The sequence below is a fragment of the Natronorubrum marinum genome, assembly GCF_052040125.1.
Taxonomy (GTDB): domain Archaea; phylum Halobacteriota; class Halobacteria; order Halobacteriales; family Natrialbaceae; genus Natronorubrum.
Genome location: NZ_JBPPFV010000002.1, coordinates 557,147 through 576,258, shown reverse-complemented (window position 1 = coordinate 576,258; position 19,112 = coordinate 557,147). Strand labels below are relative to the sequence as shown.

Sequence of the window (19,112 nt, the reverse complement as noted above, 5' to 3'; positions counted from 1 at the left end):
CGACACGTCGGAAGGGCTTTTTTGTTCGGGTTCCGTGGGTGTGTCAATGAGTGGCGAGTGGACAGGCGGCGTCGTCGACGGACACACCGACGATAGCCCGCCGACGGTCGAGGAGTGGCGGTCGGTGGCCGTCCCCGGATCGAAGACTGCGTTCGCGGACGCGACGGAACCGATCGCCTACCGAACGACGGTCGCGGATCCGCGCGCGGACGAGCGCGAGCGCGCCCTGCTGGAACTTCGCGGGAACGCGTCTCGAGCCGAAATCTGGCTGAACGGAACCCGCGTCGGTGGTCACGAGCCGTTCGTCGGTCCGTTTCGGACCACGTTCGACCCCCGACCGACGAACGAACTGATCGTCGTCTGTGAGCGGCCGGGCGCGGTGGTCGGTTCCGAGGAGGCCATCGATGCGACCGAACACGCGACGTCCGCCGTCCCGTGGGCGGTCGACGTCGAGGCCCGCCCGCAGACGTTCTGTCGCCGCCTTGAGGCCCGTCCCCGATTCACCGAGGACGGCGGCGTCATCGACGTCGAGTGCGAGGTCGATGCGGGCGAGGCGGTCGACGACGCGATCACGCTCTCGCTGCGACCGGAGGGATTTCGCGGGAGCGCGGCGATGCAGCGCGTGCCGGTGCGGGCAGCCGCGGGCGAGCGGGTGACGGTGTCAGATACGCTCGAGATCCGCGAGCCGTCGCGGTGGTGGCCGCAGGGATACGGTCCCCAGAATCGGTACACGGTGCGGGCGAAACTCGGCGACGACGCGATTTCGAAGACGGTCGGTTTCTGCGACGTCGAACGCGATGGTGACGAGTTCCTGATCAACGGCCGGCCGGTTCGGCTCCGCGGGTTCGCGCGGCTACCGGGTGGTGACCCCGTCGCGGACGTCGAACGCGCTGCCGCCGCGAACGCGACGTTCGTGCGCGCGAACGGGCACGTTCCCCCGGAGTCACTGTACGCGGCCGGCGACGAGGCCGGACTCCTCGTCTGGCAAGACGTTGTGGGAGTCGAACCGAACGACGAGCCGTCGGCCGACGAAGCCGCCGCGCTCGCAGCGACGCTCGCGAAACGGTACACCCACCGTCCGAGCGCCGCGATATACGGCGTTTCAGAGGAGTTACCCAGCCCCTTCGACGGACTGTACGGGAGCGGGTTCCTGACGAAACTTCGGTTTCGCTATCGCGCGTGGCGGGCCGACGTGGATCACGGTGCAGCCGAATCGGTCGCTGACGCGGTTGGGGAGCGGATCGCGGAGACGGTCGCCGAATCCGCCGACGCAGCAGCCGAGGAGTCGAAGCCGGGCTCTCCCGCCGTCGTCTCGAGCACCGGGCCGCCGGGTACCGAGCCCGACGCGACGCGGCTCTCGCCCGGCTGGGAGTATCTCTCGGCCGCGGACCTCGAGTGGCTGCTCGAGCGCGACCGCACGTTGGGACGGCTCGTCGCGGGTTTCGATGCGGGATCGCTGGCCGCGGACGACGCCGACCCCGCCGAGATTCCGGGACTCGACGCGGCGGTACTCGAGCGACGCGTCGGGACGGACGCCGGTCTCGAGGAGTCCCAGCGCTATCAGGCGAAGACGCTGAAGACCGTCGCGGAGACGCTTCGCCGGCACGAGTCGGCGCTGTCGACGGCAGCCCCCATTCGCGACGCGGCTCCCGGCGGCGGAATGGGCGTTGTGAGCCACGCCGGCGAGGAGAAGCCGGCGTATCGCGGACTCGTTCGATCGTTCGAGCCGGTGCAGGCGGTTCTCGACGGCCCGCCAGCCGCCGGATCGATCGGGATCACGCTCTGTAACGACACGCACGACGCTTTCGAAGCAACCGTCTCCTGGGTGGCCGACAACGACGAGGGCGAGACGACAGTCGAGGTCGATCCCCTCGAGACGACGGCCGCTGGCACGGCCCAAATTCCACGGACGGCGACCCGAATCGAACTGACCGTCGCGATCGGCGATCGGCGGATTCGTAACCGGTATCATTTATAAGTTCCTCCGGAACCATGTTACTGGCCGACACAGTCCGTGGAGGCCCCTGCTAACGGTTTTCAGGGGGTACCGGACCGGTACATTTAAATTGAAGGCGCCAGTAGGTATGGTTACCAGAACGCCACCGGGGCGCGTATCGCTCGACGATCGATGACAGGAAACTTATTCACCGAGGTTTCGCAGATCCTGAGCGAACGCTGTACACGGCCACTCGTCTCTCACCTACGACACGCACCCGACCGACGGGTACGGGTCGTACTCGAGGCGGGCGACCGGCGCTCCGGTGCGGGTATGGCACAGAGGTTTGACTAACACATGGTAGACGAATCGAAAAACATCGAACTGACAGAGGACGACCTAGCGAACAAATCGAAAGGACAGCTCATCAAGATGGCCGGGCAGCTGCGAGACCGGCGAAACGAGCTGAACCAGATGGCCTCCGACCGGGCTTCCAAACGCGACGATCTCAACGCCAAGACGCGCGAGAAAGTCGACGAAGCCCAGGAGCACCGCGAGAAACGCGACGAGCTCAACGAGAAGGTCCAAGAGCACAAGGACAAACGCAACGAGCTCAACGCCGAGGCCAACGAACTGTTCGACAAGGTCGAGAAGCTCAAATCGGACATGGAGCTCGACGAGGGCAAGGACCTCGACAAGCTCAAAGAGGAGATCGAGCAACTCGAGTTCAAACAGCAGACCGAGGTCCTCTCGAGCGAGGAGGAAAAGGAGCTCATCGAGAAGATCGAGGGCAAACGCGAGGAGTACGAAGACCGGAAGGGAAAACTCGATCAGAACGAGGATCTCGAGGAACTCGTCGAGGAAGCCGAGGAAGTGCGATCGGACGCCTCCCAGCACCACCAGAAGGTGACGGAGCTCGCTGACAAAGCTCAGGAGCACCACAACCAGATGATCGAGGCCTATCGCGAGGCCGACGACATCCGCGACGACGCCGACGACATGCACGAGTCCTTCGTCGAGGCCCAGGAGGCCGCCGACCAGCACCACGAAGACTTCGTCCGCGTCCAGAAGCGCCTGCGCGAACTGGACAAGGAAGAAGAGCAAGAGCGCAAGTCCGAGCGCGACAAGAAGAAAGAGGAGGCCAAAGAGGAGGCCGAGGAGATTTATCAGAAGTTCAAGGAAGGCGAAACCCTCGACACCGAGGACCTGATGAAGCTCCAGAAGACGGGGCTGCTCTAGGTCGATCTCGTCTACCGGCGCAGTTGCAGTTTTCTCTCGTTTATAGCCCACACAGCGTCTCGAGACACCCGTTGTAGCCGTCGCTGTCCCGCGCCGCCGACACTGATATCGGCCCAGAGACGACGCTCCTCGAGTTGTGTATTTTCACGCCGTGTGAACGGAGTGAGCTATTTTGTGCACCCGCGTTATCGACGTGAGATATCAGGACGATGGAAGCGAACACGAATCGATCGACGGAGGGAACGGTGAACCGGGAACTGCTCACTGAGTTGTACGCCGGGTTTAACCGCTTCGTTACGAACCGTGGTGGGCGAGCGGACGTGGGTGCGGCGCTGGCCGACGACGTCAACTGGACGACGACGACGAGCGGCGGGGCGATCGAACAAAGCTATACGGGTGTCGACGACGTTGTCGAAAACGTCGCCGCGGGACTCCGCGAGGGGGCGGATCACCTGCAGGCCCTTCCGGAGCGGTTTACGGAGGCGGGTGAAACCGTCGTAGTAGAGGGAGCATACGTCGGGACGGCCGACGGCACTCCGTTCGATATCGCGTTCGTCCACGTCTACGAATTCGACGGCGAAACGATCCAGCGGTGTCGGGCGTACACCGACACCGCACTCGAGCAACGACGGTTCGCGCACTAACACCGCGTCCGTGAAACAGCACTCGAATCCCAACCACCGATCCGAAGTATCCACCTCATACCGATGACAGTCGATCAGCATTCCTCGACCATGCAACGAGACAAAGATGACGCAGGTGTCCTCGTCCCCGGCATCGACGCGCCGAGCACCGTGGCCTGCCTACGGTCGCTTCGCCCGCGTGGCGTCCACACCGTTGTCGCCTCCGACTCGCCGGCGACGCCCGCGGCCGCCTCGAAGTACTGCGACGAGTTCGTCCGCGTGCCGGATCCGGCGGACGATATCACCGCGTACGGTGACGCGTTGCTCGAACTCGCCGAACGGCCGGACGTTCGAACGGTTATCCCGGTCCGCGAGGAGGACGTCTACGTACTCGCCGACCGGAAGGACGCGTTCGCCGAGGTCGTCGACACGAACTGGCCCGATTTCGAGACGCTGCGACAGGTCCAAGACCGCGTCGAACTCTTCGCCGCGGCCGACGCGGCCGACGTGGCGGTTCCCGAAACGGCGCTGCTCGACCAGTGGGACGACTGGGAGAGCGAGACGATCGTGAAGCCGCGGTATACGGTCGCCGCACCCGGCTATCTCAGCTCCGATGCCGGACGCGTCGAGATCGGCTCGACGGAGTACCAGAAGCCGGGCTCGCCGCCGGATTTGCAGGCCGCCGTCGAACGACGCGGCCACGTGCCGCTCGTCCAGGAGCGGATCCCCGACTCGCGGGAGTTCGCCTTCTTCGCCCTCTACGACGAGGGCGAGGCGGTCGCCACCTTCCAGCACTGCCAGCGCCGCGGCTGGAAGTACTGCGGCGGCCCGAGCGCCTACCGGGAAGCCGTCTACGATCCCGATCTCGAGACCGCCGGCCGGGACCTCCTCGACGAACTCGAGTGGCACGGGCTCGCGATGGTCGAGTTCCTGCGCGACACCGACGCGGAGGAGTACAAACTCATGGAGATCAATCCGCGCTTCTGGTCCTCGCTCCCGTTTTCCGTCACCGCCGGCGCGGACTTTCCGTACTACTACTGGCAACAGGCGATCGGCCAGCGGGTCGAGTCGGACGCGACGTACGAGCCCGGGACGGGTGGCCACTTGCTTCGGGGCGAACTGAGCTACCTCCACAGCGTCGCGACGGAGGAGTACCCCATGGTCGAACGACCGTCGTTCGTCGGCGCACTGCGCGATGTCGCGACGTCGCTCGTGCGCGAGCCGCGATTCGACTACGCGGTCGCCGACGACCCGGCCCCGTTCTTCCAGGACGGATTGAACCTCGTGCAGGCGTGGCGAGCGAGTAGATCAGCGACGCCGTCGGCCGACGACGAGGGCGTCGAAAGCGAGGACGCGCGACCGGTCGTCGAGAGCGACACGCCGGAGCAAGCCGACCAGCCCGCCGCAGAACCCCACGGCGCACCGCCGTCGCAGGCGTCACAGCACCTCGACGACTGACGGTTCGGATCAGTTTTGCGTTCCGTTGTCACGGATACAGGAGGTAGAGAAAGATGGCGTAGCCGAGGACGAGCCCCGCCCCGTCGAGGCGCGTGAGTCGGCGACCGTAGCCCATCATTCCGACCAAAACGATCGTGAAGACGACCAGCACCGGGAGCTCGAGCCGGAGCGTGCTCGGCGCGATCTCGATCGGGGTGATCAGCGCGACGATGCCGAGGACGGCGAGGATGTTGTAGATGTTCGAACCGACGACGTTGCCGATGGCGAACTCGGTCTCGCCGCGGATGGCGCCGACGACCGAGGCCGCCAGCTCCGGCAACGAGGTGCCGAGTGCGAGCACGGTGAGCCCGATGAAGAGATCCGAGAAGCCGAACTCGGAGAGCAGGCCGGTACCGCCCGAGACCAGCCAGCGCGACCCGACCAGGAGCGCGACGAGGCCGCCGAGGACGAGCGCGACGTCTCGGCGTTCAACCCCGTCTCCGGCCCCCGGATCGTCAACCATCGGTGCCGGATCCGCGCTGACGTAGTAGACCAGATAGCCCGTGAAACCGGCGAGAACGAGAAGGAGTATCGCGCCCTCGAGTCGTCCGATTGTGCCGTTTGCGCCGAGAACGACGAGCAAGAGGGCCGAAAACACCATGAACGGGACGTGCCGACGCATGACGGTGGAGCTGATTTGCAGCGGTTTGATGAGTGCGGCCAGACCCAACACCAGCCCGATGTTGGCGATGTTCGAGCCGATCACCGCGCCGAGACCGATGTCGGTCGAGACGTCCAGCGCGCCGATGGTCGCGACGAACAGTTCGGGCGCAGTCGTCGCGAACGCGATTACGGTCACGCCGACGGTCGCCGCTCGAAGGCCGATTCCGAGTGCGAGTCGTCCGGCTCCGGCGACGAGCAACTCGGCGCCGGCGTACAGCGCGACGACGCCGGCGGCGAGGAGCACCAGATAGAGCGGAATACCGGAGAGCATGGCCGCGGCTACACGCGAACAGCGTAAAAGCGGCCCGGAACCGAGTTCGTTCCGCCGACGAGTAGGTGGCTATTCCCGCCCTTACCGGACGATCGTCACCGGAACGGCCGCCCGACGGACGACGCGCTCGGCGACGCTGCCGAGCAGGACGCGACTCGCGCCGTCTCGACCCTGGCTTCCGATGACGATGTGATCGATCTCGTGCTCGTCGGCGTAGTCGACGATCTCTCGAGCGGGCTGGCCGACGACGGTCTCGGTCGTGATTGACGCGTCGTGGGCCGCTGCGACTTCGGCGGCATCCGCGAACAGGTCCTCGGCGGCTTCTTGGCCCGATTCGATCAGGGACTCGTAGGCGTAGACTCCGCCTTCTCCGTACCGCGACATGTTCGCGTCGACGACGTGCAACACCGTGATCGTCGCGTCCGGGTACTCGCGGACCGCGTGCTCGAGTGCCGCGCGGGCTGGCTCCGAGTCGTCGATAGGCACGAGGAGGTTCATACTGGCAGTTCGGCGCATGCCATCATAAGTGACGGGACTCACTCCCACACGCTGGGGGTCTCGCCGTGGAAGTCACATCCGTTATATCCCCGCCGAATCGACTGTCCGTATGGCTATGGACGTCTTCGGGTTGCTCGGCAACCCGGTCGGTCACTCGCTGTCGCCGCCGATGCACGAAGCGGCCTACGACGAACTCGGTCTCGAGGCGCGGTACGTCACCTTCGAACCCGAACCCGCGGATATCGCGGCCGCGGTCGACGGGGCCGAGGCGCTCGGAATCACGGGGCTAAACGTGACGATTCCCTTCAAGCAGGACGTCCTCGAGTCCGTCGAGGCGGACGAACTCGCGACCCGGATCGGCGCGGTCAACACGGTCGACTTTACGGGAGAGACACCGACGGGCCACAACACCGACGCGGTCGGCGCGCTCCGCGCGCTGCGGGACCACGACGTGACGCTCGAGGACGCGCGCGCGGTCGTCGTCGGCGCGGGCGGTGCCGGTCGAGCGATCGCATTCGGCCTCGCCGACGCGGGCGCGACCGTCGCGATCGCCAACCGAACCGAGTCGACCGCCCACGATCTCGCCGCGGAGGTACCGGACGCGACGGGGCACGGGCTCGAGACGGACGAACTCGCAGACCTGCTTGCGGAGGCCGACGTGCTGGTCAACGCCACCAGCGTCGGAATGGAGGAGGACGCGACGCCGGTGCCCGCCGAGGCGCTCCACGGGGAGCTTGCGGTTCTGGACGCGGTCTACCGGCCGCTCGAGACGCGACTCCTCCGGAACGCGGCCGAGGCGGGCGCGACGACCGTCGACGGCGCGTGGATGTTGCTCTACCAGGGCGTCGAGGCGCTCGAACTGTGGACGGGGCGAGACGCACCGGTCGACGCCATGAACGAGACCCTCCGCGCACACCTCTAAGCCGGCGAATCGGCCCGATATCGACCCGGTGGAGGATCGTATCAGGCGAATTTAAGTGATGGAACCAACTATATCGGCACAATGGCAATCCTCCAGAAGTTGAAATCGCTGCTGGGGTTCGGTGATTCGGACCCGGAGCGAGGGCGCAGTCGAGAGGTCGGGGTAACGGTCGAGCGGGAAGGGGCACAGGGGGACGGACCCGAATCGACGGCGACCGAGACCGAGCCGGAGTCGGAACCGGCGGCACCGTCGAGTCCCGCCGATTCGGCGGAGACCGAATCCGACGACGGCGACGCAGCGGCTGACGCCGACGAATCGGCTGCAGCCGAGACGACGGCTGCGGCGTCGACGGACTCGATGACGGAGCCGTCGGATGGTCCCGAGGAGGCGGCAGAGCCCGCCGAAGCGACGGGGCCGTCCGCCACGGACGCGACGCCGACGGACGAGAAGACGCCCGACATCTCCGAGGAGGAGGTGCCGGTCGAGGAGGCCGAGCCCGAAGCGTTGGCCGAGGAGATCGAATCGGACGACTCCGACGCGGAATCGGTCGACGAAGACGAAGCTGAAACCGAATCCGAAGACGAAGCCGCATCCGACATCGACGAGACCGAACCGGAGACCGACGGCGACGACGCGGACGAGGGAGACGCGGACTCGGAGCAGGAGCCGGAGACGGAATCCGACGCCGACACCGAAGCGGATGAGTCGGCGGACGACGCGGGCAGTCAGGAACCGGTCGACTCGATCAAGGGTATCGGACCCGCCTACGCCGACCGCCTCGCGAGCGCGGGCGTCGAGACCATCGCCGACCTCGCCAGCGCGGACGCGGCCGAACTGTCCGGACAGACCGACATCTCCGAGAAGCGCCTTCAGGGCTGGATCGACCGCGCGGAAGTGCGATAACCGTCTCGGCTCGAGTCGCCCCACTACTCTCCTCTCCACCCACCAGCGATTCACCGGCCGTCGCGAGGACGGTCACGACGTTCCATCACCTCAGCGCACGGATTCTGCGTCCGAACCGCAAGAAGATTAGGCTCCCACCCCCTCTCGAGGCACATGAGCGATCCGCGCGTCGTCACCTCGCTCGAGTCGTTTCGAGCCGCCCTCGCCGACCGGCTCGAGACCGACACTCGAGGAGCACCTGACGCGACGACGCACAGCAGTGGAATCCGCGTTCCCGTCGAACTCCGGGTCACCGTCGACGATCCGTTTCTCTCCTACCGCCGAGCGCGCACGCCCGGGAGCCGAGGCGGCGTCTTTCTCGAGACGACGGGCGGACAGCCCGGCTGGGGCTACTTCGGCGTCGACCCCGTCGATCGATTGACAGTCGGTCCCGATGCGGTGACGCATCCGCGAATTGACGATGGCTCCCCCACGCTCGAGGCGCTCGAGGGACTCCTCGAGCGGGACGAACTGGCTCGCGGCGACTGCGACGTCCCCTACCCCTGCGGCGCGGTCGGCTGGCTCTCCTACGACGTCGTCCGAGAACTCGAAACGCTCCCCGAGTCGGCCGACGACGACCGCGACCTGCCGCGACTCGAGGTCGGCGTCTACGACCGGCTGGCCGCCTGGAAGGCGCCCGACGACGACTCCGCAGAGGGAGTGACGCTTCGGGTGACCGCCTGTCCGCGACTCGCAGTCGACGGTGGCGTCGGCGGTGCTGTTCCCGCTGACGAAACGATCGAAGCGGCCTACGACCGCGGCCGCGAACGCGCGCTCGAACTCGCCCGGGCCGCGCTCGAGGGCGATCCGTCTATCGGCGAGCCGCCGGTCGAGACGCCGGAAGCGACCTTCGAGAGCGACTGCGGTCGCGAGGCGTTCGCGGACCGCGTCCGGCAGGTCAACGCGTACATCCGCGACGGCGACACCTTTCAGGCGAACATCTCCCAGCGGCTGGTCGCCCCCGCCGCCGTCCACCCCGTCGCGGCCTACGACGCCCTCCGGCGGGTGAATCCGGCCCCGTACTCCGGACTGCTCGAGTTGCGCGCGGCCGATCTGGTGAGCGCCAGCCCCGAACTGCTGCTCGAGCTCGGGGAGCCGCGTGCCCCGGAGTCCGCTCGCGACCCGCGAACGCGCGGCGGCGAGTTCCTCCGCACGGAACCGATCGCGGGCACGCGACCGCGCGGCCAGACGGCCGCGGAGGACGCGGCGCTCGAGGAGGACCTGCGCACCGACGAGAAGGAGCGCGCCGAGCACGCGATGCTGGTCGACCTCGAGCGAAACGACCTCGGCAAGGTCAGCGAGTACGGCTCCGTCGAGGTCGAGGAGTACCGACGGATCGACCGCTACTCCGAGGTGATGCACCTCGTCTCGAACGTGACGGGACGTCTCCGACCCGACGAAACGTTGGCCGACGCGGTCGCCGCGGTGTTCCCCGGCGGGACGATCACGGGCGCGCCGAAGCCCCGAACGATGGAGATCATCGACGAACTCGAGGCGACCCGGCGCGGACCCTACACAGGGAGCATGGGGATCTTCGGCTTCGACGGGCGGGCGACGCTCAACATCGTCATCCGAACGCTGGTCCGCCATGCCGAGGAGTACCACCTGCGCGTCGGCGCGGGGATCGTTCACGATTCGGAACCCGACCTCGAGTACGACGAGACGCTGGACAAAGCTCGCGCGTTGCTCACCGCCGTCGACGAGGCGCTCGGCGAGCGGGCGGGGATGGCCCTCGAGACTGATGGAGGTGACGCAGATGAGTGACACGACAGGTGCTGTGACCCGCATCCTTGTTGTCGATAACTACGATTCATTCGCGTACAACCTCGTCCAGTACGTCGCCGAAGCGATCGCTTCGGCGGGTCCTGAGACGCCGTCGCAGGACGCTGGCGAGGTTGCAGACCAGGTGATGGTTCGGCGTAACGACGAGATCGATCTCTCGGACCTCGAGCGGATCGACCCCACCGGAATCGTCGTCTCGCCGGGACCGGGAACGCCGGCGGAGGCGGGGATATCGATCCCACTGTTTGCCGAAACCGAGTATCCGATCCTCGGCGTCTGTCTCGGCCACCAGGCCCTCTGTGCGGCCAACGGTGCGCCGGTCGTCCGCGCACCCCACGTCGTCCACGGCAAGCCTTCGACGGTGGACCACGACGGTGACGGGCTCTTCGACGGACTTCCCGAGACCTTCCAGGTCGGGCGCTATCACTCGCTGGCGGTCGACCGGCAGGATCTTCCCGACGAACTCCTCGAGACGGCCCGGACGACAGACGAGCGCGGCGTGTTGATGGCGGTTCGCCACCGCGAGAAGCCCCACATCGGCGTCCAGTTCCACCCCGAGAGTATCCTGACGCGCAGTCACGGCGAGGCCGCGGACGGCGACGGCATCTCGCTCGCGGTCGGCAAGCGAATGATCGCCAACTTCTGTCGGTTCGCCGTGGAGGAACGGCATGGCTGACGACGACTACGTCTATCACGTCGACGGCGATCTCGTCCCCGCGAGCGAGGCGACCGTCAGCGTCGACGACCGCGGCTTTCGGTACGGCGACGCCGCCTTCGAGACCCTGCGCGCCTACGGCGGGACGGTCTTCGAGTGGGGGGCTCACCTCGAGCGACTCGAGGCCACCTGCGAGGCCCTGTCGCTCGCACACGGCCTCTCCGGCGACGATCTCCGCGCGCGGATCGATGAGACGCTCGCGGCGAACGACTTCGCCGACGCCTACGTCCGACTCTCGGTTACCCGCGGCGTGCAGCCGGGCAAACTGACGCCCAAGCCCGAGGTCGACCCGACGGTCGTGATCTACGCAAAACCGCTCCCGCGCGGGGGACTCGAGGGCGAATCCGTCTGGGACGAGCCGGCGACCGTCCGGACAGTCGAGACCCGTCGAATCCCCGGCGAGGCGATTCCAACCACCGCGAAGACGCACAACTACCTGAACGGAATTCTCGCGCGGGTGGAACTGCGAGCCGAGAACGGAGGCGGGGCCGGCGAGGCGGACGAGGCGCTCATGTGCGACCTCGACGGATACGTCGCCGAAGGCGCGACCAGCAATCTGTTTTTCGTCCGGGAGGGCGTCCTGCAGACGCCGACGACCGACGGCGACGTGTTGCCGGGAATTACGCGGGCGATCGTGCTCGAGTTGGCCGACGAAGCCGATATTTCCGTTCGAAAAGGGAGGTACGAGTTCGCGGACGTGCTCGCGGCCGACGAGGCGTTCCTGACGAATCGCACCTGGGAACTGCGACCGATCGCCGCGCTCGACGGGACCGAGATCGGTGGCGGGCCGGTGACGGACCGACTCGCACGGCTGTACGACGACCGCGTCGAAGCTGCGTGTTATCGGTGACCGACTCTCGTGATTGGTTCTGCCCTCGAGTCACGACTCCAGTGATGCTGTCGGCGGGAACGACACCACTCGTTGTGCGAACGCGAATCCGATGCCCGAACCGATTGCGCCGGGGACGTAATTCGTCGGCTCGAACCGACCGAAGACGAGGAGTTCGAGGAGCGCGATGCAGACGTAGGCGAAGACCGCCCAGACGACTATCCAGGGGCCCACGTTGCGAACGATCCACCAGGTCATAGGAAAAATTGTTTCTGAACGGTCATATCGCTATCGACATTTCCACTCGAGTGCCGCCTTCACTAGGTTCAAGCGTCGAAGGATTCGACCTTCTCGTGTGCTTCCCGGCGGACGACGACGGCTGTTCGCGGTCTGGCGGCGCATCTTCGACCTCTCGTGGCCGGTGATGGTCGAGCAGTTCCTCCGGACGCTGATGCGGACGACGGACATCCTCGTGACGGCGCTGTTCTCCCCCGCGGCGGTGGCAGCCGTCGGGCTGGCGGACCTCTACGCTCGGCTGCCGCTCCGCATCGGGTTGGGGCTCGGCAGTGGCGTCATCGCGCTCTCGAGTCAGGACACGGGCAGCGGCGCGACGACGAACCGGGACGAAGCGATCACGCAGGCGATCCTGATCGGTGCGCTCGCCGGGGTGCCGTTCGTCCTGTTCGGCTTCCTCTTCGGCCGGTGGGCGATCGACGTACTGGGGGCCGAGTCGGCGGTCGCCCGGATGGGCGGGCTCTATCTCGCGATCATCTTCGCGACGACCCCTGCCAGACACGTCACGCTGGTCGCCGCGCGGTCGATCCAGGGAGCCGGCGACACGCGGACCCCGATGTACGTCAACGGCGTTTCGAACGCCCTCAACATCGTCGGAACGCTCGTGCTCGGACTGGGACTGGGACCCGCCCCGGAGCTACGGATCGTCGGCGTGGGTATCGCGACCGCCTTCGGGAACGTCTTCTCCGCGCTCGTGCTCGTCGCGGCCATTCAGCGGTCGTGGACGCCCGCGGGATTCGTCCGGCCGCGCCAGTGGACGATCACGCGGCAACTGCTCGCGATCAGCGCCCCGCGGATCGCGGAGGGGCTGGCGACGACCATTATCGAGTTCCCGTTCAACTCGATCCTGCTGTACTTCGGGACGGAGGTCAACGCGGCCTACCAGATCGGTCGCCGCGTCTACCAGCAACTCACGGGACCGCTCTCGAGGGGGTATCGCACCGGAACGAGCATCGTCGTCGGCCAGACGCTGGGCGACGGCGACCCCGCCGGTGCGCGGTACAACGGCTGGGCCGCCGCCGCACTCGCCGTCGTGACCATCGGATCGCTCGGCGCGGTCCTCTTTGCGGCCGCCGAACCGCTAGTCGCGCTGTTCACCGACGATCCGGAAACGCTGTCCTACGCGAGCGGGTTCGCCCGCGCTTACGCGCTCGCTTCACCCGTCACCGCCCTGTACATCGTCCTCGCGGGCGCGCTCACGAGCGGCAGTGACACGCAGACGCCACTCATCGCTCGGGTCTCTGGGATGTTCGTCGGGATGCTCGGCGTCTCCGCCGTCGGTGGGATTTATCTGGGCTACGGCGTGCCAGCAATCTACGCCTCGATCGTGATCTACTACGTCTGGGCGACGGTCTACGTCGCCGTCGGCTTCTATCGCGGCGGTTGGATCAAGCGGACGCAGACGATGATGGACGAGCGCGGCAGCACGCCCGGCGAGGAGTAAACGTTAATCGTCGGACTCGAGCGGCGATCGTTCGGGCTCTCCGGATTCGCTCGGCGCCGCGAGGAGTTCGCGATCCGTTCCCGTCAGTTCGAGGACGAACTCGCTGCCGAACGCCGACGCCGGCGTTTGGAAGCCGGCCGGAATCCGTTCCCGGGGCCGGTCGTGTCCGTCGAGGAGACGCTCGGCGGCAGTCACCGCACTCTCGGCCGTGAGCGCGTAGGGGTTCGGCGTTCGGACTCGAGCGCGTGCGCGACGGCCGGTCGATTCGTCGACCACTTCTCCCCAGATCGTCGCCGTATCGGTGGCAAGTTCCCGTTCGTCGGGACCGTCGGCCTGTGAATCGACCAGCCGCCGCAGTCCGCTTTTGATCGGGCGTCGCTCGAGCAGCCAGCCCAGCGAGTCGACGGCGGCCATCGCGCGAGTCGCCCACGACGGCACGGCCGCGTACACCTCGATCGACTCGATTCCCGTACTGTGTGCGGCGGTGACGACGTCGGCCCACGGCACCGAGACGGCGTGCTCGGGACCGGTACCGAAATCGATATCGCGCGTCCGAAAGCCCACCGGCACCTTGATCAGCCGGTCGTTCCGGCGAACGACGCCGTCGGTTCCGAGCTGTTCGACGAACGTCCGGGCGGTTCCTCGCGAGAGGGGGCCGTTCCCCTTGACGCCCAGCGAGAGCTCGGTCGCCGTCGGAAGCTGCTCGTGGAGAAACGCGGCCAGGCAGTCCGAGGGGACGACCTCGAAACCGACGCCGGGCAGCAGCGTCACGTCCGCGCCTCGAGCCGCCTCGTCCCGCCGTCGCAACCGCTCGAAGACGCGGAACTCGCCGGTGATATCGAGGTAGTCGGTTTCGGTCTCGAGACAGGCCTCGACGAGCGGGTCGACCGTCTTCACGAACGGGCCCGCACAGTTCAAGACGGCGTCGAAATTCCGGATGTGGGACGTGATATCGTCACCGAGGCCGAACGTCCGTCCTTCGACGCCGAGTTCGTCCGCCTGACGCGCGACGGCACGGCCGTCGCGACCGGCGATGGCCGGCGATCCTCCTCGAGAGACGGCTTCGCGGGCGATCAGCCGACCGGTGTAGCCGTACGAGCCGTAGATGAGGAGGGAGTCCATTGGCCGTCGTTTGGTTCTCAGGGTGTTAAAGTTGCGTAAGACAGGTTCCGTATCGAAACGTTCAGGATTCCCGGTCGATAACCGGGGCGCCAATGGACGTCTCAGAGCGGATTACCGCGCTCGAGGAGGTGCCGACGGAGTCGACGCTGCTCTTTCGAGTGACGGACGACGAGGGCGAAGAGCGGGAGGCGATTCTCGTCGCGAGCGACGCCGCTGACGGTTCGCCCGGCGACTGCGACGGCGGCTCACACGAGAGCTGCGGGGCCGAACGATCGGCCGAGCGTCCCGACGGACCGCAACTCTCCTGCTGGTTGAACTACTGCCAACACCTCACCCACATCAAGATCGACAAAGGGTCGGGTGCCCCCATGCGAGACGGCGAACTCGTCTGTGCCAACCACGGCGCCTACTTCGATAGCGACTCGGGCGAGTGTACGTACGGGCCCTGTGAGGGTGCGTACCTGAATCCCCTCGAGATCACCGTCGACGGCGGCGACGTTTACCTGACTGACGACGACTATTCGTACGTCGGCAAGGGGCCGATCGATGACGACGACGATCTGACGTCGACCTCGAACGTCAAAATCTAGTTCCGTATCAGCGGAGCGCAGCGGGGGAGACCAGATCCCGTTCCTGGTCGTACTCGAGCAATCCGGCGTCGACCAGTCGGGGCAGATGATCGTGGTAGAGCGAGATGTAGACCTCGTGGACGCGCTCGGCCGAGATGTTCGTTACCTTGCAGCCGGTCTCGCGAACGGCGACCTCCTCGGCGGCGTCCGGCAGGGTCAGCGATTCGCCGTACGTGCGCATCACCTCGAGGAAGAGCCGTCTGCGCTGGTCGGAGAGCAGCCCGAACGCCCGGTCGACGGCCGACGCCGACGCCTCACAGGAGTCGAGGTTATCGAGGACCGCCAGCACGAACTCAACACAGTCGGACTCGGAAGGGGGTGTGGCAGTCATACGTGTGTACCGTGAGACCGCTCGGGACGAACGAGTTCCCGCGACGCGAAGACGAGAGGGGTGAGAGATCGGTTGGACGCGGGTCGGCTGTCCGTCGTTCGAGGGTTCGTACCGATTTCTCGGCTCCACAGTAAATATTAGTATCGAATCCGTTTCAGGTTGTCAGCGAAAACTGATTGTATCGCCGACTGGTACGTCTCACTCGATGGTCAGCGTCGGCTCGGAGACGGACTCGCTCTTACAACTGGGGCATCGCGACGGCAGGTTCAACAGGTCGTCGAAGCCATCGAAGCCGCAGTCGCGACACGTCGGCGGTGCAACGAGTAGCTGTTCGTCCGTCTCCGCGCTGTCTACCGACCGGAACACGTGTTCGGCGTGGCGGAGCACCGAGTGAGGGGTGAGATCGAGCCGGACTGCGAGCTCGCTCGGCGTTGCGGGTTCCTCGCGGAGTGCGTCCGCGAGTCGCTGTCGCGTCGTTTCGTCGGCCTCGCGCATACTCGAGGCACGGGCGTCGGCCCCTTACATGTCCCGCTCGCCTCCGGCGACTCGAGAACCACTGAAAGGACAAACGACTTACCCCGTGCTGGTGAACGTCGAACCATGAAGGCCGTCGTCCTAGCCGGCGGATACGCGACCCGCATGTGGCCGATCACGAAGCATCGGCCGAAGATGTTCCTCCCGATCGGTGAGTCGACCGTCATCGATCGTATCTTCGCCGAACTCGAGGGGGACGGACGAATCGACGAGGTCTACGTCAGCACGAACGAGCGGTTCGCCCCCGACTTCGAGGCCCACCTCGCCGACGGCGAGTTCGAAAAACCGACGCTATCGATCGAGCAGACGAGCGAAGAAGACGACAAGTTCGGCGTCGTCGGCGCGCTCGCCCAGCTAATCGACCGCGAGAACGTCACCGACGACCTGCTGGTCATCGCCGGTGACAACTTGATCAGTTTCGACGTCACCGACTTTCTCGACTTCTTCGAGGAGCGAGAGGCGCCGACGCTGGCCGCCTACGACGTCGGCTCGCGCGAGAAGGCCAAATCCTACGGGCTGGTCGAACTCGACGGCGAGCGGGTCGTCGACTTTCAGGAGAAGCCCGACGATCCCAAGAGCACGCTCGTCTCGATTGCCTGCTACGCGTTCCCCGCCGACTCGCTCTCGCTGCTCTCGACGTACCTCAAGGACGGCAACAACCCCGACGAACCCGGCTGGTTCGTCCAGTGGCTCCAAGAGCGCGAGTCGACCTACGCCTACACGTTCGAGGACGCCTGGTTCGACATCGGAACCCCCGAGAGCTACCTCGACGCCGTCGCCTGGCACTTAGACGGCGAGTCGCTGGTCGCCGACTCGGCGACCCTCGAGAACACCTCGATCGGCGAGAACGTCCACGTCATGGCCGACGTCACCCTCGAGAACACGAACCTCGATCAGGCGGTGATCTTCCCGAAGGCGACCGTCAGAAACGGCGACATCCGTCGCTCGATCATCGACGAGGGAACCCATCTCGAGGACCTGGACCTCGCGGGTGCACTGATCGGCGCTCACACGACGATTACGAACGGTTCGCCGCAGTAGCGGGCCAGTCGGCATCCTCGTCAGTGACTCTCGACGGAACCGCAGTCGACGCCGCCGCTGGACGATACAGCTATACGTCTCCCGTGTGATGTGTGTCGACAAGCTACATGTCCGAGGGGGTACAGTCGATCCTCGACCGGCACGCCGAGGGCGTTCCCTGCGAGGACCTCGCAGCCGCATTCCGGGAGCATCGCCGTTGGAACGGCGACGATCCCCGGCTCCTGCTGGCCGAGGCCGCCGCGTCGACGACCGGTCAGGGGTTCGTCGGCGGCGTCAAGCCGACCGTCGAACGGTTCCGTGAGACGTTCGTGACGACCGGTCACGTCGATTCGTTCGACGCGTTCGCGGCGCTCGACCTCGAGGACGAGGACCTGATCGACGCGTTCGGGGCCCAACGAAAACGCCACGTCCTGCTCGAGGCCGCCCGCGTGCTCGCGAATCGGCCGGAAACCGACGATCTGGACGCACTCGTCGGCTGGGCCAGCGAGGCAGACCAGTATCGCTACGACGCGGATCCCATCGGGTCGATCGCCGGCGTCGGCCCCTCGAGTTTTCAGTCCCTCCGCCAGCTCGCGGGGATCGAGGCGATCACGCCCGATTCGACGGTCGCGGCGCTGATCGACGCCGTCGACGACGACCTCGAGTCGTCTCCCCTCGATACGGCGACCGATCTGCGGACCATTGCCTCCGGCGAGTGGCTGGCGCTCGAGTCGTCGTACACGATGCTCGAGATCGATCGCCTCGCCTGGTGGACGTTCACCGACGGGGACGACCGCGAGGCGGTTCTCGAGGCGGAGGGATCGACCGTCGATCTCGGCTGATCGCGACTCGGGGGACAGCACTCTTCACTCGAGTCGCGCATCCGTAATCCGCAACCGTCCCCGCGTTCCCTCCCACTCCGTCTCGTACTCGAGGCCGATCCGCCGGTCCATATGCGGCCCGTCCACCACCAACGTCTCAGAAGCACCTTTTTCCGTTCGGGTGGCTCACTTCGTTCGCCACCGCTCACGCAAAAATCTGCGCTAAAAAGCCGCTCGTTCGCGTTGCTCGCTCGCGGTAGAAGAGCTGCTATTCTAATCGCGCATCCGAAATCCGCAACCGCCCTCGCGTCCCCTCCCACTCGGTTTCATACTCGAGGCCGATCCGCCGGTCCATATGCGGCCCGTCCACCACCAACGTCTCGAACTCGCCGCCCTCTCCGAGGATGTGGACGCCGTACTCCTCGTGTAGGTCCTCGAGTTCCTCGATGGCTTCGCGATCGAGCGTTCGGCCGAGCCACGACTCGTCCAGCCCTTCGGCCGCGACCTGGATGATTTTGATCTCGAAGCCGGCCTCGAGCATCGCGTCCGCGAGTTCTCGTGGTTCCTCCTGCCAGAGCGGGGCGTACAGCTCACAGCCGAGCCGGTCGCACATCCCCTGAATGCGGCTCGTCTGGAACTCGCTCTCGACGGCCCCGGCGGTGACGCCGGCGATGCCGCCCTCGAGTTCCCGGTCGAGCTCGGTCAGGGCCGCCTCGAGCGGCTCGAGTTCGTCGTCGCCTTGTGCGCCCGAGTCGGCCGCGTCGTCCGCGCCGAAATCCTCGGGTTCGACGTCGACGAGCGGAATCCCGGTGCTCTCGGCCGCGAGTGCGGCGAGAGCCGTCGCGGGGACGTGGTACATGTAGGAGTCGCCCATCGGGTGGACGGTGACGAGGCGGGAGACCTCGAGTCCGTCCTCGAGGGCTCGGTACAGCGCCCAGGAGGAATCTTTGCCGCCCGAAAAGAGACTCACCCACGTGCCGTCTGTGTCGCTCATGATCGT

At 66.3% G+C, this 19,112-nt stretch carries 20 protein-coding genes and 1 pseudogene; 13 read left to right on the top strand and 8 right to left on the bottom strand.

The window, feature by feature from the left end; translation table 11 throughout:
• Positions 1 to 46 precede the first annotated feature (46 nt).
• From ACSFC5_RS12520 to ACSFC5_RS12505, 4 genes are all read left to right on the top strand, one after another.
• Positions 47 to 1,978: a glycoside hydrolase family 2 protein gene (locus ACSFC5_RS12520; protein ID WP_440765583.1), complete on the top strand. Its 1,932-nt coding sequence runs from the start codon at positions 47 to 49 to the stop codon at positions 1,976 to 1,978.
• Between the two features lie 315 nt (positions 1,979 to 2,293).
• The gene (locus tag ACSFC5_RS12515) at positions 2,294 to 3,175 is read left to right on the top strand and encodes a coiled-coil protein (RefSeq protein ID WP_006092173.1); all 882 of its coding nucleotides are present in this window, start codon (positions 2,294 to 2,296) and stop codon (positions 3,173 to 3,175) included.
• Between the two features lie 209 nt (positions 3,176 to 3,384).
• On the top strand, positions 3,385 to 3,819 hold the full coding sequence (locus tag ACSFC5_RS12510; protein ID WP_440765582.1) for a nuclear transport factor 2 family protein: 435 nt from the start codon (positions 3,385 to 3,387) through the stop codon (positions 3,817 to 3,819).
• 90 nt (positions 3,820 to 3,909) lie between these two features.
• Entirely contained in the window at positions 3,910 to 5,256 is a 1,347-nt protein-coding gene (locus ACSFC5_RS12505) for a carboxylate--amine ligase (protein WP_440765581.1), read from the top strand.
• A gap of 28 nt (positions 5,257 to 5,284) precedes the next feature.
• Here ACSFC5_RS12505 and ACSFC5_RS12500 read toward each other — a convergent pair whose 3' ends face one another.
• Both ACSFC5_RS12500 and ACSFC5_RS12495 read right to left on the bottom strand, forming a co-directional pair.
• Entirely contained in the window at positions 5,285 to 6,229 is a 945-nt protein-coding gene (locus ACSFC5_RS12500; protein ID WP_440765580.1) for a calcium/sodium antiporter, read from the bottom strand.
• Between the two features lie 81 nt (positions 6,230 to 6,310).
• Positions 6,311 to 6,727 (bottom strand): universal stress protein, encoded by a 417-nt coding sequence (locus ACSFC5_RS12495; RefSeq protein ID WP_440765579.1) that lies wholly within the window; start codon positions 6,725 to 6,727, stop codon positions 6,311 to 6,313.
• Positions 6,728 to 6,836: 109 nt separating this feature from the next.
• Between ACSFC5_RS12495 and ACSFC5_RS12490 the strand changes: the two genes are divergently transcribed.
• The 5 genes from ACSFC5_RS12490 (at position 6,837) to ACSFC5_RS12470 (ending at position 11,938) form a co-directional block, all read left to right on the top strand.
• Complete coding sequence (locus tag ACSFC5_RS12490) at positions 6,837 to 7,649, top strand: shikimate dehydrogenase (protein ID WP_440765578.1); 813 nt, start codon at positions 6,837 to 6,839, stop codon at positions 7,647 to 7,649.
• 81 nt (positions 7,650 to 7,730) lie between these two features.
• Complete coding sequence (locus ACSFC5_RS12485) at positions 7,731 to 8,552, top strand: helix-hairpin-helix domain-containing protein (protein ID WP_440765577.1); 822 nt, start codon at positions 7,731 to 7,733, stop codon at positions 8,550 to 8,552.
• Between the two features lie 153 nt (positions 8,553 to 8,705).
• The gene (locus tag ACSFC5_RS12480; protein WP_440765576.1) at positions 8,706 to 10,355 is read left to right on the top strand and encodes an anthranilate synthase component I family protein; all 1,650 of its coding nucleotides are present in this window, start codon (positions 8,706 to 8,708) and stop codon (positions 10,353 to 10,355) included.
• The gene (locus ACSFC5_RS12475) at positions 10,348 to 11,049 is read left to right on the top strand and encodes an anthranilate synthase component II (RefSeq protein WP_440765575.1); all 702 of its coding nucleotides are present in this window, start codon (positions 10,348 to 10,350) and stop codon (positions 11,047 to 11,049) included. The genes ACSFC5_RS12480 and ACSFC5_RS12475 overlap by 8 nt, the downstream gene beginning before the upstream one ends.
• Positions 11,042 to 11,938 (top strand): aminotransferase class IV, encoded by an 897-nt coding sequence (locus ACSFC5_RS12470; protein WP_440765574.1) that lies wholly within the window; start codon positions 11,042 to 11,044, stop codon positions 11,936 to 11,938. The genes ACSFC5_RS12475 and ACSFC5_RS12470 overlap by 8 nt, the downstream gene beginning before the upstream one ends.
• 30 nt (positions 11,939 to 11,968) lie before the next feature.
• Here ACSFC5_RS12470 and ACSFC5_RS12465 read toward each other — a convergent pair whose 3' ends face one another.
• Entirely contained in the window at positions 11,969 to 12,175 is a 207-nt protein-coding gene (locus ACSFC5_RS12465) for a hypothetical protein (RefSeq protein WP_440765573.1), read from the bottom strand.
• Positions 12,176 to 12,341: 166 nt separating this feature from the next.
• Here ACSFC5_RS12465 and ACSFC5_RS12460 point away from each other — a divergent pair, with 166 nt between their 5' ends.
• Positions 12,342 to 13,655: an MATE family efflux transporter gene (locus tag ACSFC5_RS12460; RefSeq protein WP_440766304.1), complete on the top strand. Its 1,314-nt coding sequence runs from the start codon at positions 12,342 to 12,344 to the stop codon at positions 13,653 to 13,655.
• Positions 13,656 to 13,658: 3 nt separating this feature from the next.
• Here ACSFC5_RS12460 and ACSFC5_RS12455 read toward each other — a convergent pair whose 3' ends face one another.
• A complete protein-coding gene (locus tag ACSFC5_RS12455) occupies positions 13,659 to 14,777 on the bottom strand; it encodes a saccharopine dehydrogenase family protein (protein ID WP_440765572.1) in 1,119 nt (372 codons plus the stop codon).
• A 92-nt stretch (positions 14,778 to 14,869) separates the two neighbouring features.
• Here ACSFC5_RS12455 and ACSFC5_RS12450 point away from each other — a divergent pair, with 92 nt between their 5' ends.
• Positions 14,870 to 15,367, top strand: coding sequence for a Rieske (2Fe-2S) protein (locus ACSFC5_RS12450; protein WP_440765571.1), 498 nt, complete (start codon positions 14,870 to 14,872; stop codon positions 15,365 to 15,367).
• A 7-nt stretch (positions 15,368 to 15,374) separates the two neighbouring features.
• Here ACSFC5_RS12450 and ACSFC5_RS12445 read toward each other — a convergent pair whose 3' ends face one another.
• Together ACSFC5_RS12445 and ACSFC5_RS12440 are read right to left on the bottom strand one after the other, a co-directional pair.
• Positions 15,375 to 15,737, bottom strand: coding sequence for a DUF7344 domain-containing protein (locus ACSFC5_RS12445; RefSeq protein WP_440765570.1), 363 nt, complete (start codon positions 15,735 to 15,737; stop codon positions 15,375 to 15,377).
• A 198-nt stretch (positions 15,738 to 15,935) separates the two neighbouring features.
• Positions 15,936 to 16,232, bottom strand: coding sequence for a transcriptional regulator (locus ACSFC5_RS12440; protein ID WP_440765569.1), 297 nt, complete (start codon positions 16,230 to 16,232; stop codon positions 15,936 to 15,938).
• Between the two features lie 105 nt (positions 16,233 to 16,337).
• Between ACSFC5_RS12440 and ACSFC5_RS12435 the strand changes: the two genes are divergently transcribed.
• Both ACSFC5_RS12435 and ACSFC5_RS12430 read left to right on the top strand, forming a co-directional pair.
• The gene (locus ACSFC5_RS12435) at positions 16,338 to 17,312 is read left to right on the top strand and encodes a nucleotidyltransferase family protein (RefSeq protein WP_440765568.1); all 975 of its coding nucleotides are present in this window, start codon (positions 16,338 to 16,340) and stop codon (positions 17,310 to 17,312) included.
• A 107-nt stretch (positions 17,313 to 17,419) separates the two neighbouring features.
• A complete protein-coding gene (locus ACSFC5_RS12430) occupies positions 17,420 to 18,133 on the top strand; it encodes a hypothetical protein (protein ID WP_440765567.1) in 714 nt (237 codons plus the stop codon).
• Between the two features lie 24 nt (positions 18,134 to 18,157).
• On the opposite strand, the pseudogene ACSFC5_RS23355 reads toward ACSFC5_RS12430, so the two are convergent.
• Positions 18,158 to 18,277: pseudogene (locus tag ACSFC5_RS23355) on the bottom strand (diphthine--ammonia ligase); the annotation flags it as partial.
• Positions 18,278 to 18,380: 103 nt separating this feature from the next.
• Positions 18,381 to 19,106 (bottom strand): diphthine--ammonia ligase, encoded by a 726-nt coding sequence (locus ACSFC5_RS12425; protein ID WP_440765566.1) that lies wholly within the window; start codon positions 19,104 to 19,106, stop codon positions 18,381 to 18,383.
• Positions 19,107 to 19,112 lie beyond the last annotated feature (6 nt).